Below are 23,559 nucleotides of genomic sequence, written 5' to 3' on the forward strand. Positions count from 1 at the left end.
GTGGGAGCATACTTTCCCGTCTGCTTCGCTGAACAGCTGGTGTCAACGCTTGGAGTGTCGGCCACCTGACGTGGGGCCGGCCTTGACCGCGCTACCGGGCGGACGGGCGAGAATCACGGCGATGGCAGTGGTGAGTGGAACCGAAAGCGCCAGGGCTATTCCGCCGACAGCGGACCTTACGATCTCGATTGCGACGGCGTCACCGACCAGGACGTCCTGAAGAGGGCGCCCGCTGACGCTGAAGAGCAGTAGCAGTGGCAGCGCCCCACCCGCGTACGCGAGAACCAAGGTGTAGACCGTGCTGGCGATGTGATCACGTCCGACCCGCATCGCACCGCCGAAGACTTTTCGACGGGACGCATGCTTGTCGAGTTCGGCCAACTCGAATGCCGAGGATGCCTGGGTGATGGTGACGTCGTTGAGAACGCCGAGCGAGCCGATGATGAAGCCCGCCAGCAGCAGGCCGGTGATGTCTATGTGCTCGATATAGGTCTGAACATTGGTGTTCTGCTCTTCAGACAAACCGGTGAGGTGTGTCAGTTCAATGCAGAGGTAGGAGAGAACCGCGGCGAGCACCATGGCGGCAAGGGTGCCGAGCAAAGCAGAACTGGTCTTGAGTGAGACCCCGTGCGCCAGATAGAGAACCGCGTACAAGATCACCGCCCCGGCGACCAGCGCAACCGGTATCGCAGGCTTGCCGTCGAGCAGAGCGGGTAGGAGAAACCCGACGACTACGCCGAAGGCGATCACCAGGCCGACGAGTGCGCGCAGCCCTCTCCACCGTGCGACTGCGATGATGACGACGGCGAACGCGATGACGATCAACGCCAGCGGGAGCCCACGCGAATAGTCTTCGAAGGAGTACTGCGTGTTTCCGTTCGGGTCGGTCTGACGCACCAGGCGAATGTGGTCACCCACGCGAAGGTCCGGCTGACCGGCGCCCGGAATGACCTCGAGCAATGTCTTCGTTCCGGCATTCGGCCCGGATTCGATATCGACGATACTTCGCTGGCACTGGTAGGCGGAGGTAGGCGGCGGTTGCGGGGCACCGACGAATACCCTTCCGGCAGAGGAACTTCCGCAGTCACCGAGATCCTGCATCGTGACGGTGCCCGCCTCGGTTTCCACCGAGCTGCCGTCGGCATTCTGGAAGGGGAGTGGGACGGGAATGGTGTTCTTGTCCGGCCACAGTGCGACAGCTGCCGCGACGACGACCATGCCGATGACGACGAGCAACCCGATGACGACGCGTGATGCGGTGGGGCCGATCTGAATGGGGCCACCGTGGCCGTGGCCGTGACTCATCGGAAACTGAGTGTCGGACTGGGGATTTGCACCGGTGCAATGTTATCGGCTCCGAAGCGAATGGTCAGCTTCTGACGGCAGTGTCGGTGAAAGGCAGTGTCGCTTCAAGGCAGAGTCGGCGAAAACCGGTGCTACCGATGAGGGGTTGTGAAACTGGGATTGGTCGAGCTGGGTGGCGGGGAACAGGGGGGGTTGTCCCCGCCACCAACCTGGTATCCACAGGGGGGGGAGGGATACCAGGTGCTCGCGGCACCGAAGTGCTGCTAACTAATGTACCCAATTTCAAACCGATTTGGCGCGTTGTCCAACTACCAATTTCACAACGAATCACGTACCGGTTGGACCGTTTTCACATCGGGGCAGGTCACTAAATAGTTAAAGAGTCAATCAAACCGCATGGTTTGCGAAAAATGTGACCAAGGTCGCACAAATGCCCCGCAGTTTTACGTTTACGGGGCATTTGTACAACGAATTGTTTACTCGATTTCAGCCGGATTCAGCGTGAGAATCTACTGTTTGTAACTGGTGAGGAAGTTGCCGAATCGCTCGATGGCCACGGCGAGATCTCGGGCCCACGGAAGGGTGACGATCCGAAGGTGATCGTGATTCGGCCAATTGAACCCGGTGCCTTGAACCATCAGGATCTTCTCCTGGAGAAGCAGGTCCTGAACCAATTTCTCGTCGTCGTGGATCTCGTAGACGTTCGGATCCAGACGAGGGAACGCGTAGAGCGCGCCGCGAGGCTTCACACACGAAACGCCCGGAATCATGTTCAATCGCTCCCAAGCGACGTCGCGCTGCTCGAGCAGGCGGCCGCCGGGCAGGATCAGGTCTTCGATGCTCTGGTGACCGCCGAGGGCGACCTGAATGGCGTGCTGTCCGGGGACGTTGGGGCACAGACGGGTCGACGCCAAGAGATCGAGTCCCTCGAGGAAGCCGGCCGCGTGATCCTTCGGGCCCGTGATCGCCACCCAGCCGGAGCGGTAGCCGGCGACGCGGTAGGCCTTCGAGAGGCCGTTGAACGTCAGGCACAGCAGATCAGGGGCAAGTGTTGCCAGCGAGATGTGCTTGGCGTCGTCGTAGAGGATCTTGTCGTAGATCTCGTCGGCGAGCAGCAGAAGCTGATGCTTGCGTGCCAGATCGACCAACTGCTGCAGAACCTCCATCGAGTACACCGCACCCGTGGGGTTGTTCGGGTTGATGACGAGGAGAGCCTTGGTCTTGTCGGTGATCTTGGATTCGATATCGGCGATATCGGGATTCCAGTCGTTGGCCTCGTCGCAGAGATAGTGGACGGGCGTCCCTCCGGACAAGCTCGTCATCGCAGTCCACAGGGGGTAGTCCGGTGCTGGGATCAGAACCTCGTCGCCGTTGTTGAGGAGGGCCTGCATGGTCATCGTGATCAGCTCGGAAACACCGTTGCCGAGGTAGATGTCGTCGACGTCGAGCTCGGGGAAGCCGGGAACCAGCTCGTAACGCGTCACGATTGCGCGCCGCGCCGACAGAATGCCCTTCGACTCCGAATAGCCCTGTGCATAGGGCAGGGCGGCGATCATGTCCCGCATGATCACATCGGGGGCGTCGAATCCGAACGGTGCCGGGTTGCCGATGTTGAGCTTGAGGATCCGGTGTCCTTCCGCCTCCAACCGGGCGGCATGCGCGTGCACCGGTCCACGGATTTCGTACAGGACGTTCTGGAGCTTCGACGACTGCTCCAGCTCGCGCTGCGGCTGACGGTGGCGGACGGGTTCTGGTGTGCTCACGAGTTACATGATTCCACCACTGTGCAAGTGCATTGTCGGGGACCGTGTCGCACGCCCCGTTGGCTATTGTCGAGCGATGACCCCCAGCGAGCAGATTGCAGCCCCGTACGGATCGTGGACTTCTCCGATCGGAGCAGCTGATCTGGCTGCAGGTGGGCATCCTGTCGAGGGTGGACGATACGTCGGTGACGAGATCTGGTGGGCTGAACTTCGTCCGACCGAGGGTGGTCGGACCTCGATCCGTCGATCTGGTCTCGACAACCAACCCGTCGACATCCTCCCCGCGCCGTGGAACGCGCGAACCAGGGTTCACGAGTACGGCGGTGGCGCCTGGACGGTCACCGAGTCCGGAAAACTGGTCTTCAGTGAATTCTCCGATCAACGGGTGTACATCCTCGAAGGAGTCACTCCACGGGCTCTGACGCCCGAACCGGCGTCGCCGGCCGCATTGCGATACGCAGACCTGCAGATCGTGAACGGCGAGGTGTGGGCGGTTCGGGAAGCGCACGCGGAGGACGGGGTGATCACTCGCGATATCTGCGCGATTCCGCTGGACGGTTCCGGCAACATCCGCTCGATCGTCGGCGGCTCGGACTTCCTCTCGTCACCGAGGCTTTCGCCGAGTGGAACCAAGATCGCCTGGATCGCATGGAACCATCCGCAAATGCCCTGGGACGGTACCGAACTGAGGGTAGCTCCACTCGTCGACGGCGTCGCTCAGGCGTATTCCGTGCTGATCGGCGGACTTGAAGAGTCCGTCCTGCAGCCGGAGTGGATCACCGACGACGAACTCTACGCAATCAGCGATCGCAGCGGCTGGTGGAACATCTATCGCGTCGGCGGCAAGATCAGCCCGATTTGCCCGGTGAACGCGGATTTCGGTGGCCCGCAGTGGCGCTTCGGTGGGCGCTGGTTCGTCGAACTCGGCAACGGGCACCTTCTCACCGCACGCACCGTCGGAACCGACACGCTGGCGGTACTCGACCCGGCGTCGGGGGAACTGCGCGACATCGCGACCCCGGGTGTCACCAGCATCGGCCTCATGCAAGTTCGCAACGATCGGTTACTGCTCATCTCGGGAGGCGCGAAACTGGCGGGCGCGCTACGTGAACTGGACCTCGGTACCGGCGAACTCACCGAAATCCGTTCGTCGGTCGAAGAATTGCCCGAGTCTGCCTACCTTCCGGAAGCGCGAGCCGTCGTGGCTCACGGACACGGGCGAGAAGTTCACGCCGTTGCGTATCCGCCGCGCAGTCCGCGATACAAAGGGCTCGACGATGAACGACCGCCGTATGTCGCGTTTGTTCACGGTGGGCCGACGGCGCACGTCGCACCGGCCCTCAACCTCGTCTACGCCTTCTTCACCAGCCGCGGAATCGGCGTCGTCGACGTGAACTACGGCGGGTCGACCGGTTACGGACGTGAGTACCGTAATCGATTGCGTGGTCAGTGGGGTGTCGTCGACGTGCAGGACGTCGTCACCGCCGTCAACGGGTTGGCCGAGCAGGGGCTTGCCGATCCGGCCCGCCTTGCCATCGAAGGCGGATCCGCCGGTGGTTGGACCGTTCTGGCCGCACTGACGACGTCCGACGTGTTCGCTTGTGGTGCTTCCTATTTCGGCGTGGCCGAACTGGACCTGTTCGTGCAGGAAACTCACGATTTCGAATCGCGTTACGTCGACGGTTTGATCGGCCCGCTGCCGGAATCTGCCGACCTGTACGCGGAACGTGCTCCACTCAACAACGTCGACGGGTTGAACTGCCCGGTGTTGCTTCTCCAGGGTCTCGACGATCCGATCGTGCCACCCTCGCAGGCGGAGCGATTCCGGGATGCTCTGGTGGCCAAGGGCATTCCGCACGCGTACCTGGCCTACGAGGGTGAATCTCACGGATTCCGCAAGCAGTCGACCATCATCAGCTCGCGCAACGCCGAGCTGTCTTTCTACGGGCAGGTGCTCGGATTCACTCCACCCGGCATTCCGACGATCGAGCTGTGGAAGCCTGTGATCAGTAGCTGACGGCCCCGTGGCTGCGCGCGAAGGCCGCCAGGATCCGACTTGCCACCAGTGACGGGGTCGACAGGTCGGCCCACGTCCACCTCGCGACCTCCCACCCTGCGTCACGGAGTCGGTCTTCGCGGAGCTTCTCGTTCCAGAGCGTGTCCTCGGGGCTGCGACCGGCGGGCACCAGTCGGCCGTACTTGACGCGGCCGTCGAACTCTCCGATGGTGCGCTGCTCACGCCACAGGAAGTCGACGCGGCCGGCGAACCCTCGAGGGTCGTGGATGTCGACCTGGGGTTCGGGGAGCGGTAAGTGTTCGTGCAGGAACAATGCGAGGCTCCGTGATTCACCGACGCTTTCGATACGGGAGTCCATCGCGGTGAGCGCGTGGAGCGCATGTCGATGGCGCGGATCGTTCGGGCTGAGTGCCAGCGATGCTGCAACCGCGTCCTTGGGCAACCTTGAACGGTGCAACGCTGAATTGCCCACGACGAGAGCCTGTTCGAAAGTGAGTGTCCTCGCGAGATCCGCAACAGTTCGTGCCGGAGTCGTGACGCGCAGCCCATCGACTTCGGTGATCTCGTTGTCCGCCAGCCATGTCGAGTGCACGTGACGTCGAGCGGACTTTCGGCCACCACCTCGCCGGTTCCGGGACAGGTGAACGACCTCGAGCGGAGTGTTCCAGAGTTCGAAACCGTGCAGAACCGCAGCCGAGACGTGGCTGACAGTGGCACCGGGTGAAGCGGCGCAGGCCACGGCCTCTGCCCGCAATCGATGTCGTCCGTATGCGTCGAGGCGGGACAGGTGGCCGCTGTCCACGTACGCACCACGATGGATTCTGGCCCAGGTTCCACTAGCGCAGGCCTGTCGGATCTCGGCATCGGTGCGACCGATCGACAGTTGGTCCGGCCTGCGGATGATATGTGTCTGTTCCCCCATGTCGATCGATCTTGCTGTGCCCGGCGCTGGAAAGGAAGCCGTGACCCCGGGGGTGTGGATAGCCGTGAGTGAACACCACTTGTCCACAGTTCGAACCGGTTTCGCGTCGCTGGAGAGGGTGTTCGGTATGGGGAAACGGTGGCAGGTTCCCGGTGTCGCGCTCTAGGAAACCCTTGCGTCCGCAGCGTTCGCGTGCCAGGCTGTTCAACTATGACTACAGGAAAGGCGGACACCGCCACCGTCGCGTGAGCGCCGCACCGATTCGCTCGTCGGCATCACATCGAGCGACATTGCCCGAGAACTTCAATCTCTTCGATGAAGACAGTCTGGCCCTGGAAAAGATCCGCGACGTATGGCTCGAACGCGGATTGTGTACTCGTCCTGCTGATCGAACCACCGCAGAAGCCTCTGTCGCGCAACTGTATCGGCGCTCCGGGCTCCCGAAACCGGAGTTCGTCTGGGTCCCGTCGCCGTCTGCTGGTTCGGACCTGATCGTCACCGAAGGACTGTCGACCAAGATGTCATTGGACGGCACCGGCCTCGACTGCGCTTCCGGGTATATCGCGAGCATGTTTGCGGCATCGCGCCGACGCATGGACGCGCGAATCGAATGTCGGAGAACTGGCTGGCAGATGGAACGCCGGCAGGGGGAGCGCTTGATCAGGGCGTCCATTTGGGAATCGTTGCACACCACGCTGTTCGACGGCGTCGCAGCTGCGATACGAACGATGTCGACTCCGGTGGCCGGGGAAGTGACCTGGTACGGGCAGCAGGACGCACATCGAATCGCGTACTACGACACATGTCATCGATTCGGTCTTGCGACTTTCCGCTCGGAAGACCGTGAACTCCTCGACGTGCAGACCGCACTGGCCGACTCGACCGGGTGGTGGTGGGCGTTCGACGACGTGTGCATCATGGCGGAACGACCCACCGCCTTACATGCCGAACCGATTCCGGGCAGCGCGCAGGGAGCACGGCGCTTGCATCATTCTGATTCCCCCGCAATCGAATTCGTAGACGGTACACAGGCGTTCGTTCTACACGGAGCGATCGTTCCAGACTGGGTAGTGCTCGACCCCACCGCCGAACGCATCGCACACGAGCGCAATGTAGAGATCCGTCGATGTGCAATCGAGCGGATCGGGTGGGATTCCTACATCGAGCTGGCGGGCCTGACACTGGTCGACCAAACCGACGATCCCGGTAACGCCGGTTGCCTGCTGCAGCTCTACGCGTCGCCGGAGGGCTGGGGTCGAAGTGGACGGATTCTCCTCGCGGTCAACGGTTCTCTCGAACGCGACGGGCATCGGCGTCGATACGGCCTTCACGTACCCGGATGGTTTACCTCCGCGTTGGATGCCGCCGGATGGACTTACGGCATCACCGGTACCGACTATTCCCGTCTCGTTCGTCGAACCTGAATCTCGAACCCTCTACCCTCAATCCTCAAACCTTGGGTGATACTTATGAACTCGAACATGACCTTGTCCGCTCTCACCAGCCTCACCGGCCTCGATGTCTTCGACTACCTGGACCAGGAAGTGTCCATTCCTGTGATCGACGGACTTCAGGCGCAAGGCGATCTCATCGTGATCCCGTTTTCGCTGCTCGCAAATATCGTGGCGCCTCTGCCATGGACACGCTCTGTGAGAGTGCCGCTCTCCGGCGTGGAACTGCTGCGAAGTGCGGCGGGAGGGAACCCCCACAGTCTGGTTGCAGACGAAGGGGAGTGCACGTGGTCGACGCCGGTGAAAGATGCTCGGGGCCTTGCACTCGGCATGCTCGACACCCGAGTGACCGCGTACCTCATCCACCCGGAGCACGGCGCGACCGGCATCGCTCCGGGACGATACGTCATCGGCCGGCAGCAGGAAAGGGGCGTCGGGCGTGCGCGCGGTGCGGTGATGCTTGTCGCCGATTGACACGCCGGCCTCGAGTTGGCGGGGGAGTGAGCACCACTTGCACAGGGCGAGCACCGGTTTCCGTGTGCTGGACGGTGTGTCGGGTCGAGGGAAAGGGTGCTCGGTCGGCAAAGGCTCCCGCACAAACACGAATGCCCTCACCGTGACGGTGAGGGCATTCGCGTGTGGTGCGCTTACTTCTTGCGGCCAGGAGCCTTCGCGCCGGCCTTGAATCCGAGTCCGCCTGCCTTGGGGGCGGGCGGCGCGGCAGCAGGCGCCGGAGCTTCCGCGGGTGCGGACGCCTCAGCAGGCGCTTCAGCGGGTTCTGCCTTCACAGGTTCGGCCTCGGGAGCCGGGGCCTCTGCAGCCGGCGCCGGGGCCGCAGCGGGAGCTGCCTTCCGGGCACCGGGAGCCTTTGCGCCCGACTTGAATCCGAGTCCGCCGGCCTTGGCAGCAGGCGGAGCCTTCGGGGCTTCCGCCTCGGCGGCCGGAGCCTCTGCCGGTGCAGCCGGAGCCTCTGCCGGAGCAGCAGCAGGTGCTTCAGAAGCAGGAGCAGCCTTTGCACCAGGAGCCTTGGCCCCACCCTTCATCTGCAGTCCCTTGCCGCCGGGTGCCTTGGCGCCGGACGCCAGGCCCAGACCCTTCGGCTTGGCGACGGGTGCAGCAGCTTCGGGTGCAGCAGCCTCAGCAGCCGGAGCTTCCGCTGCCGGCGCGGCAGCGGCCTTTGCTCCGGGTGCCTTGGCGGCGCCCTTCATCTGCAGTCCCTTGCCGCCGGGAGCCTTGGCCCCGCCTGCCAAGCCGAGACCCTTGGGCTTTGCGACAGGTGCTGCCGGTGCAGCAGCTTCGTCAGCGGGAGCTTCCGCGCTTGCGGCGGGAGCCGCTTTCTTGGCGCCGGGAGCCTTTGCCCCGCCGGCCATTCCGAGCCCCTTGCCGGGTGCCTTGGCACCGGGAGCTTTTGCACCTGGTGCTTTGGCGAGGCCCTTCATGGCCAGACCCTTGCCTGCCGGTGCAGCCTTGGCTTCCGGAGTCGCGGCAGCTTCCTCGACTTCGGCGACCCGATCCTGCTCGACGGTCTCGGCCTTTGCCTCAGCAGCGACCGGTGCCTTCTCGCGTGGGATCACCTTGATGTTCTCGCCGAGCTGGGCGGGATCGAGACGAGTGACGGAGTTCAGCATCAGCTGCGCGACGTCGACGACCTCGACGCCTTCGCCCTGGCCTTGCTCCTGGCGGGCAGTGACGCCGTCGGTGAGCATGACGCGGCAGAACGGGCAACCCGTGGCGATCTTCTTGGGGTTGGTGGAGAGCGCTTCGTCGACGCGGTCGACGTTGATGCGCTTGCCGATGTTCTCTTCCATCCACATGCGAGCACCACCGGCACCACAGCACATGGAACGTTCGCCGTGACGCGGCATTTCGACGAGCTTGGAGCCTGAGGCTTCCATGAGTTCACGGGGAGCGTCGTAAACCTTGTTGTGGCGTCCGAGGAAGCACGGGTCGTGGTAGGTGACGTCTTCGCTCACGGACGCAACCGGGATCAGCTTCTTCTGGCGCACCAGACGGTTGAGCAGCTGAGTGTGGTGCACGACCTCGTAGTCGCCGCCCACCTCCGGGTACTCGTTGCCGAGGGCGTTGAAGCAGTGCGCACAGGTGACGACGATCTTGCGCTTCTTCTGCTCGATACCGTCGAAGACCGAATTGAGCATCTCGATGTTCTGCATCGCGAGCTGCTGGAACAAGAACTCGTTGCCGGCACGACGTGCGGAGTCGCCGGTGCAGGTTTCGTCGGCGCCGAGGACCATGAACTTCACTCCCGCGGTGGCGAGGAGTTCGGCGACAGCCTTGGTGGTCTTCTTGGCACGGTCTTCGTAGGCGCCGGCGCAGCCGACCCAGAAGAGGTACTCGTAGTCCTCGAAGCTGTCGGCGTCCTTGCCGAAGACAGGGATCTCGAAGTCCATCTCGTTGATCCAGTTGAGACGGTCCTTGGAGTTCTGACCCCAGGGGTTGCCCTTGTTCTCGAGGTTCTTGAACAGGCCGGCGAGCTCGGAGGGGAACTCCGATTCGATCAGGACCTGGTAGCGACGCATGTCGATGATGTGGTCGACGTGTTCGATGTCGACGGGGCACTGTTCGACGCAGGCACCGCAGTTGGTGCAGCTCCACAAGGTTTCGGCGTCGATGACCGGGGCCATCTCACCTTCGACGGTTTCACCGACGAGCTTGCGGTCGGCCTCGAGACGTGCGGCCTCGGGGATGGCTGCGAGTGCGGCTTCCTTGACATTGCCTTCGCTGTCGACGAGACCGATCTCGTCGCCGCCCATGTCCTTGCGTCCACCAGCGAGCAGGTACGGGGCCTTGGCGTAGCCGTGGTCACGCAGCGACATGATGAGCAGCTTGGGCGAGAGCGGCTTTCCGGTGTTCCAAGCAGGGCACTGGGACTGGCAACGCCCGCACTCGGTGCAGGTGGTGAAGTCCAGCCAGCCCTTCCAGGAGAAGTCTTCGATGTTTCCGGCGCCGAGAGTGTCGGTGTCGGGGTCGACGTTCTCCATCGTCAGGACTTTGCCCTTGGACATCATGGGCTTTGCTGCGCCGAGCGCGACGGTGCCGTCGTCTTCACGCTTGAAGTAGATGTTGAAGAACGCCGAGAAGCGGTGCCACGCGACGCCCCAGGTGATGTTGCGGCCCACGATCGCGAGCCAGATCATGCCGGTCATCAGCTTCACGAATGCGAACACCGAGATCATGACGGGGCTGGCGGGAAGCAGTTTCGCGACCTGCATGGTGAAGAAGTCGGTCCACGGGTTGGCGTGACCGTAGGTCGCGATCTTGCCTGCCTTGACCATGATCATGCCCAGGCCCTCGAGCAGGACGATGCCTTCGATGACGTAGGCAGCCTTGAAGTTGGAGCCGCCGAAACGGGACAGGCGCGCGGGCAGACGCGGGTGGTTGAGCTGACGGATCACGATCAGCGTGGTGATACCGATGACGGTGCCCAGGCCGAGGATCTCGTCCCACAGGTGCCACGCCCACGTGTTACCGAAGATGGGCCAGTGGAATTCGGGGTTGAACGTCTGGCCGTAGGCCTCGAACCACAGCAGGAACCCACCGAGGAAGCCGACCATGACGAGCCAGTGGGCCCAGCCGACGCTGCGGAACTTGTTCATGCGCGTGTGCGCGATGAACTCGATGATCATCTGCTTGAAGCGAGGGAAGAACGGGCGCCATCGATCGGGTGCCGACTGGCCGATGCGCACGGTGTTGAACATCCTCAGCGCGCCTGAGAGGAAGATGTACCAACACACCAAGCTCAGCAGAGCACCAATCGTGCCCAACGTAATCGTCAGGGCATTCATGTCGCGGCCTTTCGTTTCAGGGCGACGCGTCGGCCACCTCGGGACAGCCCACTGATACTAACCTGCGTTATGTTACCCGCCAGTAACTAGCATTACCAGCCTGTAGGTACCGGCTGGTAACCGCTCGTGGCCTGGAGAGATCGATCTTCTGCGTCGGACGGGCTGGGCCAGACGCAGACATGTCTGGTCGTCACGTTAGGCGGTGCCCGTCAGGTGTCCATCTGTCAGGCAGCCCTAAGTCGGGTTCCGAGCAGGTGAGAACAACCGACCGGCTGTTATCGTTACGCCCGTCACGCACAGGGGAAACGGGTGGTGTGAGTCATCGACTGACGCCCGCCCGATCCCGGGGAGGATCAAAAATGTTCATTCGAAAAGCTGCGGCCGTCGCAGCGATGACCATTGCCGCTACGGGCATCGCTGCAGGTACTTCTTACGCAGCTCCGGAGACGTCACCCGACGTTTCGTACACCGCCGAGGTCGTCGACCAGGCCGTTGTCACCACCATCGACGCCGGAGCATTCCGGGTCTCGGGCGACGGAACTCACGTCGACTTGCAGAACAGCCAGGGCGCAACTCTCGTGAGCCTTCCGCTCGCGTTCAACCTCGGCGACGTTCAGTTCCCGTTCGACGAGACCGTCAGTGAGGACGGCAAGACCCTCACCCTCAAGCCTAACCTGGACCCGGCCAGCTCCAAGCCGAAGCCGGTCGCTGCCGAGTTCACCCCGGTTGCTTCGCCTGACGAGGATCAGAAGGCAATCGAGAAGTTCCAGTCACAGCTCGGGCTTGCCACGCAGATCGGTAGCCTCACCGGCACGATCGTCGGGGCGGTCATCGGTTGTATCGTGGGTCTGCCCGGCCTGGTCGTCGGCTGCCTGCCCGGCATGGTCACAGGGGCCGGTATCGGTGGAGTCGCCGGTACCATCCTCGCCGGCGGCGGAACCGCCGTCGTCGCGGGCTTGGACCTGATCAAGGTTCTGAACGCTCCGGCTGGAACAACTCTCTTCCAGTAGAACGTCACGAACGCCGAAACGGGCGCCACACCTTCAGAAGGTGTGGCGCCCGTTTTGCTGTCTCGAGGAATGCGTGTGATCAGTAGTCGCGAACCTTCAGGCCTGGGTTGGCGGCGAGGATGTCGTTGATCGGCGTCGCGTACTGGGTCGGGGCTTCTTGCCCGAACAGTGTCTCTGCCTGAGCGATCTCGCACAGGGGAGAGGTGGCGACGTTGGACGCACTCGTGATGCCCACTGCCAACGTTCCGGAGACGATCGGGCCACCGCTGTCACCCTGCAGGACGCAGATGTTGGTGGTGAAGCCGTTGTCGAGGGTGTGATCCAAAACCTTTGCGACGCGGTTGACGCCGGTGACGACGCCGCAGCTGAAGCCTGTGGTCGATCCTGCCTTGCAGACCGGGGCGCCCACGACAGGATCGGCGGTACCGGTGATGTTGACCGAGCGGTTGAACGGGACCCGCACGCTGTTGTTCTCGAAGCGGTACTTCGCGTTGTCGTCGATGTTGATGATCGAGTAGTCGCGCCCGTCGAAGCTGCTCTTGGCGAAGTACCCGACGCGGGGCCCGGTCTGGTTGTTCACCATCGGGAAGACCTGGCTGGAGTTCGAGGTGCCGGCAGCGGCACGGTTGGGATCGCAGTGACCGGCGCTGATGTTGACTGTGCGTCCTGAACCGTCGGTGCCGTTGAAGCCGAATGAACAACGCAGTCCAGTGTTACCGGAGGTTGCGCCGAAGGCGTCTCCGCCCAGTGCAGCGTCGCCGGTTGCGGATCCGGTTGCGGGGATGAGGTCCGCGACGATCGGGGGAACCAGTAGCGGAGCAGCGGTATGGACGACGGTCCGCTTCAGGAACTCTGGCAATTCGATGCCGGCGGCAGGATCGGCGGTGAGGGCGACTCCGTTGCCGACGACGTCGACGGCGATGCCACGCACGAGGTCTGCGACCTCGGCAGGCTGCGAATCGAGCCAGGTGTTGAGTGCCGAGAGTTGACCTTGCAGAGCCTGCTCGCTCTGCGCGACGTCCTTGACCTCGAAACCGGCCTTCTCGGCGGCCTCGCGGGCAGCATCCTTGTCGCGACCGTCAGCGAGAGCGACGATGCCCTTGCCGAGGTCGTCGAGCCACACTCCGGCAAAAGAGTCGGGAAACTGGACGCGCGCGATGGCGGCGAACTCCGCGAGCTTCTGCGCGAGTTCGGAACGCGAGACGAACTGGTCGGGCGTCAGCGCCAAGTCGTGCTGTAGGGCTTCGGCGAGTTCGACGGGCAGATGGGCTGCCTGATCGGATACCCCGGATTCGTTCGGTTCTGCGTTCGCGACCGCGGTAATCGGTCCGAGGAGCAGCAGCGCGGCCGAACCGAACACTGCGGCGCGACGTGCGATGGAGCTTCGCATGTGGGCCTTTCCACTTCGTTGACCGCGTACCACCCCCCTGGGAGCACACGGATACGGCTCACGGACTTGTGGTGAGCCGATCACAGTCGACCATGACTATATGGGTTCGAACGCGCTATTCCCACCCGTTACATGAGCAGACAGCGCTGACCCCGACCGACAACAGCACTGTGCCCGCCGATCGCGAAACGGATCGGCGGGCACAGTGTGTGAATCAGTGGTTGGTCAACCTGCAGTGCGGACGCGGATTCCGGCACCGACACCGCCACCGGAAGCGCGATCTGCCGCGTCGAGGATGTCTCCGACCGGAATACCCAGATTCGAGGTTCCACCGGAGGTCGCCAGTACCAGGTTCGCTTCGTTGCAACTGGGTGCTCCGCTGCTGTTGGAGCCGCTGGTGATGCCCAGAGCCAAGGTTCCGGAGACGATGGCGCCGCCACTGTCCCCGGCGAGGGTGCACGCGGTGCCGGCGAATCCGCGAACGGTTCGTGAATCACCGTCCGCCATGACCAGTTGAGTTTCGACGCGATCGGCTGCCACGACACCACAGGTGAAGGACGACGTCTGGCCGGACTTGCAGATGGGAGCGCCGATCACGGGACGTGCTGTTCCGGTGATCGCGAGGGTGGTCCCGTTGGCACCGCGGACGGCAGCACGGTCGAGGCCCGCGTCGATGCCGGACTGGTCGAACTTGATGACCGAGTAATCGAGATCGCCGGCGTTGTTGCCGACGGAAGACTGTGAGAATGCTCCGATCAACTGACTGTCGTCGACGTTCGCGTGATTCGGCAGGTAGACGGGCGACTTCGAACCCTCGGCCGGATTGCAGTGTCCGGCACTGATATTGAGAGCATTGTTCTGATCGTCGACGGCGTTGAACCCGAACGAGCAGACCGAGATGTTCTCGGTCGGTGTCTCGCGAATGGGGCCTGTCGACGTGATGTAGGTGTCGCCGCCGAGTGCTCCGGGATCAACCGATCCGCCACCGTCCGGGCTGAGAACGATCTTGGTGTTCTCGAGCAGGGTCGGAAGATTGAGCGCCTGCCCGACGGGGCTGTTCGCGACGTCGATGACGACCTGGTTGTTCAGGACGTCGATAGTCGCCGAATTGACCGCGCGTGAGATTTCCTTGGGCAGCCCGGCAATCCATCCGTTGACGTCGGCCAGCGTCTTCTCGAGGGTGTCGGCGGAGACGGGGGCGACGTGCGTGCGGTAACCGTCGTCGGCCGCGATGCGTGCAGCTTCGGTGGTGGTGACGGCTACGACGGGTTGACCGTCGAGTCCCATCCACGAGCCGGCGTAGTCGCCAGGGCGCTCGGACTTGAATTCCTGGGCGTATGCACCGAGTTCCTGAGCTTTGGCAGCGCGGTCCAGATACTCCTGTGGGGAGATCTTCAGATCGCGTGTGATCGCCTCGACCAGCTCAGCCGGAAGCTGATCTGCCCCGAGCTGTTCGACATGCGTGTCGGAGGCGGGCTCTGCCGATGCCGTCGTGGTGAATGGAGCTGCGAGCAGTAGTGCCGAGGCGCCGACCACAGCGGTGCGGATCGCCAACGAGTTACGCATGAAATCCCTTCAAGTCCCCGGCACCGAGCCGGTAGGTACCGCACCCACCATAGGGGAAAAGTTTCGACGAGGAATATGTGCCTGTTGTCGGCAAGTCGAATTATTCTGTCTAACTTGGCATTCCGGGTCTCGGGGCCAATGGCATGACGGGCATGTCGGGATTCGGAACCACCGGATCGGTTGTGTCGGTCGGGTTGGACGGCTGCGTCGGCGTTGTCTGTGTATCAGTGGGGTCGGTCACGGCGGGAGTGTCCGGGGTATCCGGATCGACCGGATCCAGCGGTCCGACGACCGGCGGCAGGTTCTCGATCCGAAGGGGATCGATCTGGATGGTGATCGGCGATCCCTGTTGCGCGGGGACGTTCGCCGTAGTGGATTTCTCTGTACCGGTGCCCGGACTCACCGGAATGGGCTGGGATTCGGATGAGGTCGATTCTGCTTCGGATGCCCACAACTGCGCCGTCGGCTGCGCGCCGAGAGCGGGTACTTCCGGTGGAGGTGAGGTCGCTGATTGCGTGCCTGTCCCGGATGAACTCGTCGGGGTGGCAGCTGTGTCCGTCCCGGGGGACAGGGAAGATTGTGCGTCGAGAATCCTGGGTGCTGAAATGGTCGGAGTGTGTCCGATGATGACCGCGGCCGCGCAACCCGACACCGTCAGAAAGACTGCGGCGGCTGCTGCGGCGATGATCGGTCGGCGCTCCGAGCGCCACTGGCGATTCAGCCAACCGTCGATGCTCGGTTCTTTCGTGACCGGTGCCTCCACGCCGGATTCCGGCTCCGGTTCGATCAGAACGAACGGCGGAAACTCTTCGGGGGTGTCCTCTGGCTCGGCAAAATCGGTTGGCTGGGGTTCGGGACAGGTAGAGGTGATCGAGAAGGGTGCGGCCAACGCTGCGGCTCCGCGAGCAGCACGGTCGTCGGCGTCAGGATCCGCGAGCCAAGCCGCAGAGGCTTCATCTTCTGAAATCAGTTCGACGCCGTCGAGATTCATGCTGTCGAGTGCGCCGCGCAGTACGTCGACGGAATCGCTCGACCAACCCGCGGGGATCACCGCAGAGATGTTCAGGTTCTGATCGGTGAGTGTTCGGACTTCCTTGACCAGGCAATACATCGCTGTCGCTACCAGTTCCTCCCCTCGCGTCATGTGCTCGGAGAAGTTGTCGGTATCGTCGGTGCCGACCCTGTCGAGGAACCCGCGCAACCCGGTGGACCCCGCCGCGGTTCCGCCTAGCTGCACGGTGCCGTCGGGGGCGTGGTGCAGAACCGATTCGCGTTCGAGGGTCACCAGCTCCGAGTCAGGTCTCGCGATCGCAGCAATGCTTCGTTTGTTGCCGACGGCGAGTCCGACTCCCCACTTCATAGCGATCCCCGTTTCACAGTTACCGAACTTTGCTCGGCAGGCATGTCCTGATTCCTGTGAAAACTATCACTTAAACGGATATACGCAACCCTCTGGACAATATGCAGCTAACTACTTGTTCGGCGGTGTCATGCTGCGAAGGATGGTGAGCAGTTCCGAACGAGACTGCGCCCCGACGCGCCGCTTGATCCGTGCGACATGGTGCTCGACGGTTTTAGCGGAGATGTAGAGGCGTTCGCCGATTTCCCGATACGTCAGTCCGACGACGACGAGTTCGGCAACTTCTTGTTCGCGCTCGGTCAACACCGACGGTGGCGCCGCACTTGTGGCGGTATCGGTTGCACTTGTCTCGGCCGTCGACGTTGTGCGTAGCGAGCGCGCAACGTGGAGCAGTGCCGTGGCCGATTTGGTGTCCGGGGTGCGCAGCGCTGCTTCGCCGGCGAGGCGAGCGGCGTCCCACGGGAGTCCGATCCGACTGAGCGTTCGTGCGGCGGCTTCGACACCGTCTGCGTCGACGTTGCCTTGCATCAGTAGGAGCCACTGGCGTCCGGCGATCGCCAAACCGGCTGCGTAAGTGTGAGTTTTGGCTGATTCGGCGAGTGTATGGGCGTGTGGGAGGAGATCGGCCGGCGACTGCGAGAGGATCGACGCCTGGACGCCGTACCAATGCAGCGGCGACGACCACAGCGGCGGCTCGCCGAGCGCGCGGAGGAGTGAGCGCGCGTCGTCGACGAGATGCTCGACCTGCTCGGTCTCCTCGAGCCGTACTGCCGCAAGCCACAGTTCGCCGATGGGAAGCAGATTGAACAGATCAACGCTGCAGGACGAGAGGGTGCCTGCCGCGCCCGACCAAGCTCGACGCAGCTGGGCGAGATCGCCGGAACGCCGAGCGAGACCCACGATCAGAGCATGCAGAAACAGTGCGTCACGCTCACGGAGGGGGCCGCGGACTACCTCCTGCGGTAGGTCTTCGAGAATCGTGTCCTGCCCGCGGACCATCGCGATCCAGGCGCCGAGAAGGTGAAGTCGCGCCCACGTGTGGCTGCTTGCGTCGTCGGCGGCGATCGCGGCCGTGACGACAGCGGCGGCCCGTTCATGGGCGCCGTTGTGCAGGAGTGCAAGAGCTACCAGCGCCGGGGCGGAATCAGGCTGGAATTCAGATGTGTCGGCTCCGCCGGGGAGCGAGAGTGCGCGCGACATCGTGTTGAGCGCACTCGGCGCGCTCCCGGTGACCGATTGCATCAGTCCGTTGGCCAGTGTGGTAGCGCCGACCGTCGAGCTCGACGGTGATCCGGTGTGTCCGGTGAGCGCGGCGTTCGCGTCATCGACCTTGCCGATGCCGAGGAAAGTGATTGCGACGAAGGGGGATTCGTTTCCGGTGCGCCCTGGCCCCAGCCAGGTGTAGAGATCTGCAGCGGCGCCGAGTTGGCCGCATGCTGCGGACGAAGCTGCGCGGATTCGCACCGCCGCAGCCAATCTCGCGTCGTCGAGATCGGGTGCGGCGATGACGGAATCGGCCAGACGGCAGGCAGTGTCGAGGTCACCACTGCGAGCCGAGACCTGGGCGTACAGCAGCGTGTCGGCCACGCCGAGAGGCTCGATCGAATTCACGCGGCGAAAGAGATCTGCCGCGACCGCCGGCGTGCTCGCCTCGACGGCGTCTCGTAGTACACCCGTGAGATCGCGGTGGCGGATTCCGGAGTCGAAAAGTCTTCGTGCTGCGTCGATATCGAGGGTTCTCGTGTGTGCGCGTGATTCGACGATTCTGATCAGCTCGCTGCGGATACGCCCGGTGCTCGTCGACTCGGCGAGCACGCTCGCGACGAGTGGTGATCGCGAACCGAACAGTCCGGTCGCCAGTGCCCGGTCGAATGCAGCTGTGAGGCTGAACTTCTCCTGTCCCAGATCGAGCTCGAAGGCGTCGATGTCCGGGACGGCGAGTGAAACTTCGAGGATCTCGCGCTCGATCGGATGCAGAGCGGTGACCTGGTGGAGGATGTGTGTGCGTATGGCGTTCGGCATTTCCAGGCGGCCTTCCGAGGCGGCGGCGAAGTACGCTTCGATCGCCCCGAAGGAACCACCGGACAGATGCTCGAGCGCCACCACGGCGCGGTCGTCGAGCGGGACTCTTCGCTCGGCCGCGATCTTCCGAATATCGTTTCGGTTCAACGGGTTCAGATGCAACACGGTGCCGAAACTCGAGATGTTCGAGTAGATCGGTGCGAGTGGTGGATCGATCCGATCGGAGGCTACGACAACTCCGAGGTCGTCACGTTGGACAAGCTCTTTCAGGGCACGGATTTCATCGGAGGTCAGAGCTTGCGCGTCCGCGATCACCACAATCGCGTCGGCGGGGACGTCATGCGTGACTGCGGTGACCACGGGCTTGTCACCCGATTCGATTCGCTTCCGTACAACCCTCGTCACTTGGGGCCGAGCGCTGGCATCGGTCCCGGTGACGAATAGGCGCAGTGGCGATGCAGTCAGGTCGACGTCGCGCAAAAGTCCTGCGATGAACGACGATTCGGTGCCGTTGTCACGGTTCATCGAAAGACCGCCGGTCAGCGGATCGGTGCGGTGACGCCGCCGACGACACCACCGACCACGTTTCCGACACCACCGACGACGTTACCGAGACCTCCGACCACGCCGCCGACTCCGTTGCCGACACCGTCGACCAGACCGCCGACTCCGTTTCCGATGCCGGTCGCAGCGTCACCGACACCGGTCCCGACGCCGGCTCCAGGCGCGGGTGCGGGTGCTGGTGCCGGGGCGGGAGCAGGTGCGGGCGCCGGGGCGCCGGGTGCGGCAGGTGCAGGCGCCGACGGAGCGGTCTCGCCCGGTGCGGGCGAGGATCCCGCCGGTGCGCCGGCAACCGGAACTGCCCCCGGCGCCGTCGTCGAGCCGCCTGCGGCAGCAGGAGAACCGGGCTGATTGCTTTGAGTGCCGTTGTTCGCAGTCGTGGATCCGGTGCCTGCCGCTTCCGCTGCCGTGGTGCTGCCGGGAGTAGAGCCCGCGGTGGTCGAAGCGGTCGAGGAGGTGGACTCGCTGGTGGTGTTCGCCGAACTGGACGGAACGTTGATCTTGTCCATGGCAGTTCCGATTCCGAGCCCGCCTGCGGCGAGCACGATGAATGCTCCCACCACTGCAGCAACGACGCCGACCCTCGACGAGCGTCGAGTCGCCGTGTTCTCTTCTTCGGTCGGCTCGGCAAGCAACGGAGTGGAGAAGGCGGGAACCGGTGCGGGCTTGCGAGACGGCTCGGCGGGAATCACTGCAGTGGCAGCGGCCGGCACTTGCGAGTCTCTGGCGTCGAGTGCGAGGGTCGCGGCGCCGGACGCCGCGCACGACGCTGGATCGGCGTCGGCGATCACCGGGACACGAAGCTCCGCCGACAGTAGTTCGGCGACAAGGGGAATGGACGAGCTTCCGCCGGCCAGGACAACCTGATTGACGTCACTGGACTCGACGCCGGCAGATCGCAGGCTTTCGCGAACCAATGCCACCGATTCGGTGAGGGCGGGCCGGATCAGATCTTCGAGTTCGGAACGAACGAGTCGAACGTCGCTGACGGCACCGGGAAGCGCCACGCGGGCAACGGTTTCCGTCTCGGTGGAAAGTTCCTCCTTGGCTGCGCGGGCATGCTCGCGCAGAGTTTCCAGCGCTGCAATCGTCTCGGGTGCAAAGGGATCAAGGGTTGCGAACTGGTCGGAAACCGCATCGAGCAGGTGAACGGTGACGAGGTGATCGAATTCGTCGCCGCCGATGTCCTCGCTGCGCAGCGGCTTACCGAATATCTCGCTTCGTCCGTCGGTCGTGGACATCATCGTGACGTCGAGCGAGCGAGCACCGAGGTCGTAGACGACGGTCAGACCGTCGCTGACGACAGTTCCGGAAGCGGCGAGCCACGCCATGACGGCTGCGGGTTCGGTGACGAGAGTCGCCCCGTGAATTCCGGCGTCGTCCAGAGCGGACTCCATGGTGCGTGCTGTGTGGCGGTTCCACCCCACCGGGTGAGCCAGGACGACAGTTGGCCCTTCGTTACCGCCTGCCTGGTCTACCAGTGCGCCGACCGCTGTCGCCGCGAGAGCCTCGCCGCGGTACTCGGTACCGTCGGCCGCAAGTATCGGAATCGGGTCTCCGACGCGCTCGACAAATCCGGTGATGACGGATCCGTCGTCCAATTGCAGCGCACTGGGTAAGCGGACCTGTTGCGTTTCACCGGTCGAGCCGTCGGTGACAGCTACGAGAGTGGCCGAACCGATGCTGATGCCGAGCCCTGCCGCCATGAACGAACTCCCCTGGTCGTGGGCGACAGAAGGACTGTCGCGGTTGTCTGCGATGTCGGTTTCAGGACCTAGATCGTTACCGGATCGGAGGCGTCGCGACGAAGTAGGGGACCGATCCCCTAATCGGGGCAAATCCCCTATTCCGACCGGGCGTAGCCCAATGGGGGGCTTCCCCACCTGTCCCTGGAGAAGAGGGGGGTGCTCCCCGTTGGCCCCAGTCGCAAAAGTTCTTAGCGTTGATTCCACTCGCTACCTCTGGCAGCGCACCAGTTTCCGGACCACCGGCAACTACCCACCGGCAACAACCCGGTCAACGAACTTCAGGAGAACCCGCCATGGCAACGAACGCCGTACTCGAATTCATCCTCGGGCTACTTCGTGACGACGAGGCAGCTGCCAACTACTGCGCCAACCCGACCGCGGCACTCGATGCTGCCGGTCTGTGCGACGTCAGCCCCGCCGACATCGTCGCGGTCGCTCCGCTGGTCGCCGAGTCCGGACTCTTTGCCGGTGGTGGCGCCGACCTGTCCGCGATCGTCAACGCCGGTGCGTCCGCTGCCGGTGCAATCGGCGGCGGTCTCGGACTCGGCGGTGGTCTCGGTGGTGGACTCACCGGTGGTCTCGGTGGTGGCCTCGGCGGCAGCCTGGGTCTCGGCGCCGGTGCAGGAATCGGAGTCGGAGGCGCCCTCGGCGGCCAGTTCGACCTGGTCGGCGACTTCGCAGCAGCCCTCAGCGCTGCGCTTGCCATCGGTGGCGAGATCAGTGCCGAACTCGGCGCAGCCTTCGGCGCTGTGATCGAAGCCGGTCTCGGTTTGGGCGGCGCACTCGATCTCGAAGGAGCTCTCGATCTGGGCGCACAGCTCAGCGCGGCTCTGGGCGGCGCCCTCGGTGTGACCGGCGGCCTGACTGCGGAGCTGGGAGCAGCCCTCGACGCCGCGATCGGCGCAGTCGGCGGACTCGACCTGACGGCAGGGCTCAGCGGAGCTCTCGCACCCGTATTCGCCATCGGTGGTGACCTCGGAGCCGATCTCGGCCTGGCTCTCGGTGGACTCCTCGGCGGCGCAGCAGACCTCAGCGGTCTCCTTGACATCGGCGGCGAACTGGGCACGAGCCTGACCGGCGCACTGGAATCCGCTCTTGCACTCGGCGGCGGCCTGGATCTTGCCGGCGCTCTGACAGGCGACCTCAGCACGGCATTGTCCGGCGCGCTCTCGGGCGTCCTGGGAGCCGGCGGCACGATCGGCGCCGATCTGGGTGCATCGCTCGGCGGCGTCCTCGGCGCGATCACGGATGTCAGCGTTCTCACCGATATCGCGGGCGGCCTCGATCTCGGTGCTGCCCTGAGTGGCGCCCTCGGCGGAGCACTCGGCGTCGGCGGCGGTCTGGAAACTGCATTGGGCGGCGCACTCGACGCAGCACTGGGTCTCGGCGGCGGACTCGACCTCGACGCCGTACTCGGCGGCGGAGCAGACCTCGGCGCGCAGCTCAGCGCGGCACTCTCCGGCGCCCTCGGTGCCGGGGGAACGGTCGGAGCCGACCTGGGTGGCGCACTCGGTGGACTGCTCGGGGGAGCACTCGACCTCGAAGGCGGTCTCGGCGCAGACCTCGCGGCAGCTCTGGCCGGAGGCGCGAATCTGTCGACGGCCCTCGAGGGTGTTCTCGGTTCGGCACTCGGCGTCGATGCCGGGCTCGCGGGCGGTCTCGGCGGCGCTCTCGACGCAGCGCTGGGCGCAGGCGGACTTACCGGAATCGACCTCGGTGGTGCACTCGGTCTGGGCGGTGAAGCAGGCTTGGCAGCCGGTGTCGCTGCGGCTCTCGACACCGCCCTCGCAGGTGCAGGCGGCTTGGGTGCTGTCGGTTCCGTGGGCACGGACCTGACCGGCGCGCTGGACGGTGCGCTGGGCGCGGGCCTCGGGCTGGGGGGCTCTCTCGACAGCGTTCTCGGTGCCGAAGGTGCACTCGGTGGAGCGCTGGACACGGCACTGAACCTCGGCGGAATCGACACCGGTTCGATCGGTGCCGACTTGCCCTCCGTCGACCTCGGCGCTGTGAACCTCGGCCCGATCTCCGCTGAACTGCCTTCCGTCGACCTCGGAAGCATCGCGGCAGAAGGCCTGAACCTCGGCGGTGTGACCGGCGACCTCGGAGCAACTGTGGGCGGCGCGCTGGACGCAACAGCAGGTCTCGACGCAACAGCAGGTCTCGACGCGGCCACGAACGCTGCGGCCGGTTTGGGTGGGTCGCTCGGCGGCGCACTGAACGGCGTCACCGATCTCGGTGGATCGCTCGGCGGGGCTGTCGGAGCAGTCACCGACGTGACGGGTTCGATCGGTGCCGACGCAGCCGCAGCTGCCGGTGGCACAGTCGACGGCGGCGGTACCGTTGGCGGCGGCGGAGTCGCTGACCTGGGCGGATCCCTCGGTGGAGCAGTGAGCGGAGTGTCCGACCTGACGAGTTCGTTGACCGGTGCGCTGAACCCGTGGTCGTCGATCGATGCGACCGATGCTTTCGGTTCGGGTTCCACTTCGGGTCTGAGCGCCGATACCGAACACTCGCTCTTCGCCGAGGATTCGGTTGCAGCGCCGGTCGATCACATCGACCCGGTTGCGGTTGTCGATCACCTGCATCCCTGATCTGCTGACGCAGGAACTGAAATCGGTCAAAATGACCTGATGTAACAAAT

At 64.1% G+C, this 23,559-nt stretch carries 14 protein-coding genes; 5 read left to right on the top strand and 9 right to left on the bottom strand.

Annotated elements, in window-relative coordinates; genetic code table 11:
* Positions 1-42: 42 nt before the first annotated feature.
* Entirely contained in the window at positions 43-1,305 is a 1,263-nt protein-coding gene (locus GN300_RS17585; RefSeq protein WP_003943628.1) for a YibE/F family protein, read from the bottom strand.
* 509 nt (positions 1,306-1,814) lie between these two features.
* Positions 1,815-3,068 (bottom strand): pyridoxal phosphate-dependent aminotransferase, encoded by a 1,254-nt coding sequence (locus GN300_RS17590; RefSeq protein ID WP_003943683.1) that lies wholly within the window; start codon positions 3,066-3,068, stop codon positions 1,815-1,817.
* A gap of 76 nt (positions 3,069-3,144) precedes the next feature.
* On the opposite strand from GN300_RS17590, the gene GN300_RS17595 reads away from it, so the two are divergent.
* The gene (locus GN300_RS17595; RefSeq protein WP_063314859.1) at positions 3,145-5,085 is read left to right on the top strand and encodes a prolyl oligopeptidase family serine peptidase; all 1,941 of its coding nucleotides are present in this window, start codon (positions 3,145-3,147) and stop codon (positions 5,083-5,085) included.
* Here GN300_RS17595 and GN300_RS17600 read toward each other — a convergent pair.
* Positions 5,075-6,007, bottom strand: a complete 933-nt coding sequence (locus GN300_RS17600) for a hypothetical protein (protein ID WP_063314858.1) — start codon at positions 6,005-6,007, stop codon at positions 5,075-5,077. The genes GN300_RS17595 and GN300_RS17600 overlap by 11 nt on opposite strands.
* A 245-nt stretch (positions 6,008-6,252) precedes the next feature.
* Here GN300_RS17600 and GN300_RS17605 point away from each other — a divergent pair, with 245 nt between their 5' ends.
* Both GN300_RS17605 and GN300_RS17610 read left to right on the top strand, forming a co-directional pair.
* Positions 6,253-7,431 carry a DUF6745 domain-containing protein gene (locus GN300_RS17605; protein ID WP_063314857.1) on the top strand — a complete coding sequence of 393 codons (1,179 nt, stop codon included), beginning with the start codon at positions 6,253-6,255 and terminating at the stop codon, positions 7,429-7,431.
* Between the two features lie 45 nt (positions 7,432-7,476).
* Positions 7,477-7,932: a hypothetical protein gene (locus GN300_RS17610; RefSeq protein ID WP_003943690.1), complete on the top strand. Its 456-nt coding sequence runs from the start codon at positions 7,477-7,479 to the stop codon at positions 7,930-7,932.
* A 173-nt stretch (positions 7,933-8,105) separates the two neighbouring features.
* Here the strand turns inward: GN300_RS17610 and GN300_RS17615 are convergent, their stop codons facing one another.
* Entirely contained in the window at positions 8,106-11,261 is a 3,156-nt protein-coding gene (locus GN300_RS17615) for a (Fe-S)-binding protein (RefSeq protein WP_063314856.1), read from the bottom strand.
* Positions 11,262-11,620: 359 nt separating this feature from the next.
* Between GN300_RS17615 and GN300_RS17620 the strand changes: the two genes are divergently transcribed.
* Positions 11,621-12,271, top strand: coding sequence for a glycine zipper family protein (locus GN300_RS17620; RefSeq protein ID WP_003943407.1), 651 nt, complete (start codon positions 11,621-11,623; stop codon positions 12,269-12,271).
* Between the two features lie 79 nt (positions 12,272-12,350).
* On the opposite strand, the gene GN300_RS17625 is transcribed toward GN300_RS17620, so the two are convergent.
* From GN300_RS17625 to GN300_RS17645, 5 genes are all read right to left on the bottom strand, one after another.
* On the bottom strand, positions 12,351-13,661 hold the full coding sequence (locus tag GN300_RS17625; RefSeq protein WP_054187117.1) for a S1 family peptidase: 1,311 nt from the start codon (positions 13,659-13,661) through the stop codon (positions 12,351-12,353).
* Between the two features lie 225 nt (positions 13,662-13,886).
* The gene (locus GN300_RS17630) at positions 13,887-15,227 is read right to left on the bottom strand and encodes a S1 family peptidase (protein WP_042452237.1); all 1,341 of its coding nucleotides are present in this window, start codon (positions 15,225-15,227) and stop codon (positions 13,887-13,889) included.
* A 109-nt stretch (positions 15,228-15,336) separates the two neighbouring features.
* The gene (locus tag GN300_RS17635; RefSeq protein WP_063314855.1) at positions 15,337-16,587 is read right to left on the bottom strand and encodes a hypothetical protein; all 1,251 of its coding nucleotides are present in this window, start codon (positions 16,585-16,587) and stop codon (positions 15,337-15,339) included.
* Positions 16,588-16,698: 111 nt separating this feature from the next.
* Entirely contained in the window at positions 16,699-19,134 is a 2,436-nt protein-coding gene (locus GN300_RS17640) for a LuxR C-terminal-related transcriptional regulator (protein ID WP_063314854.1), read from the bottom strand.
* A gap of 14 nt (positions 19,135-19,148) precedes the next feature.
* The gene (locus GN300_RS17645; protein WP_063314853.1) at positions 19,149-20,876 is read right to left on the bottom strand and encodes an Hsp70 family protein; all 1,728 of its coding nucleotides are present in this window, start codon (positions 20,874-20,876) and stop codon (positions 19,149-19,151) included.
* 335 nt (positions 20,877-21,211) lie between these two features.
* Between GN300_RS17645 and GN300_RS17650 the strand changes: the two genes are divergently transcribed.
* Positions 21,212-23,509 (top strand): IniB N-terminal domain-containing protein, encoded by a 2,298-nt coding sequence (locus GN300_RS17650; RefSeq protein ID WP_007726688.1) that lies wholly within the window; start codon positions 21,212-21,214, stop codon positions 23,507-23,509.
* The last annotated feature ends 50 nt before the right edge of the window (positions 23,510-23,559 follow it).

This window comes from Rhodococcus sp. Ni2 (assembly GCF_021352185.1).
Lineage (GTDB): Bacteria > Actinomycetota > Actinomycetes > Mycobacteriales > Mycobacteriaceae > Rhodococcus_F > Rhodococcus_F qingshengii.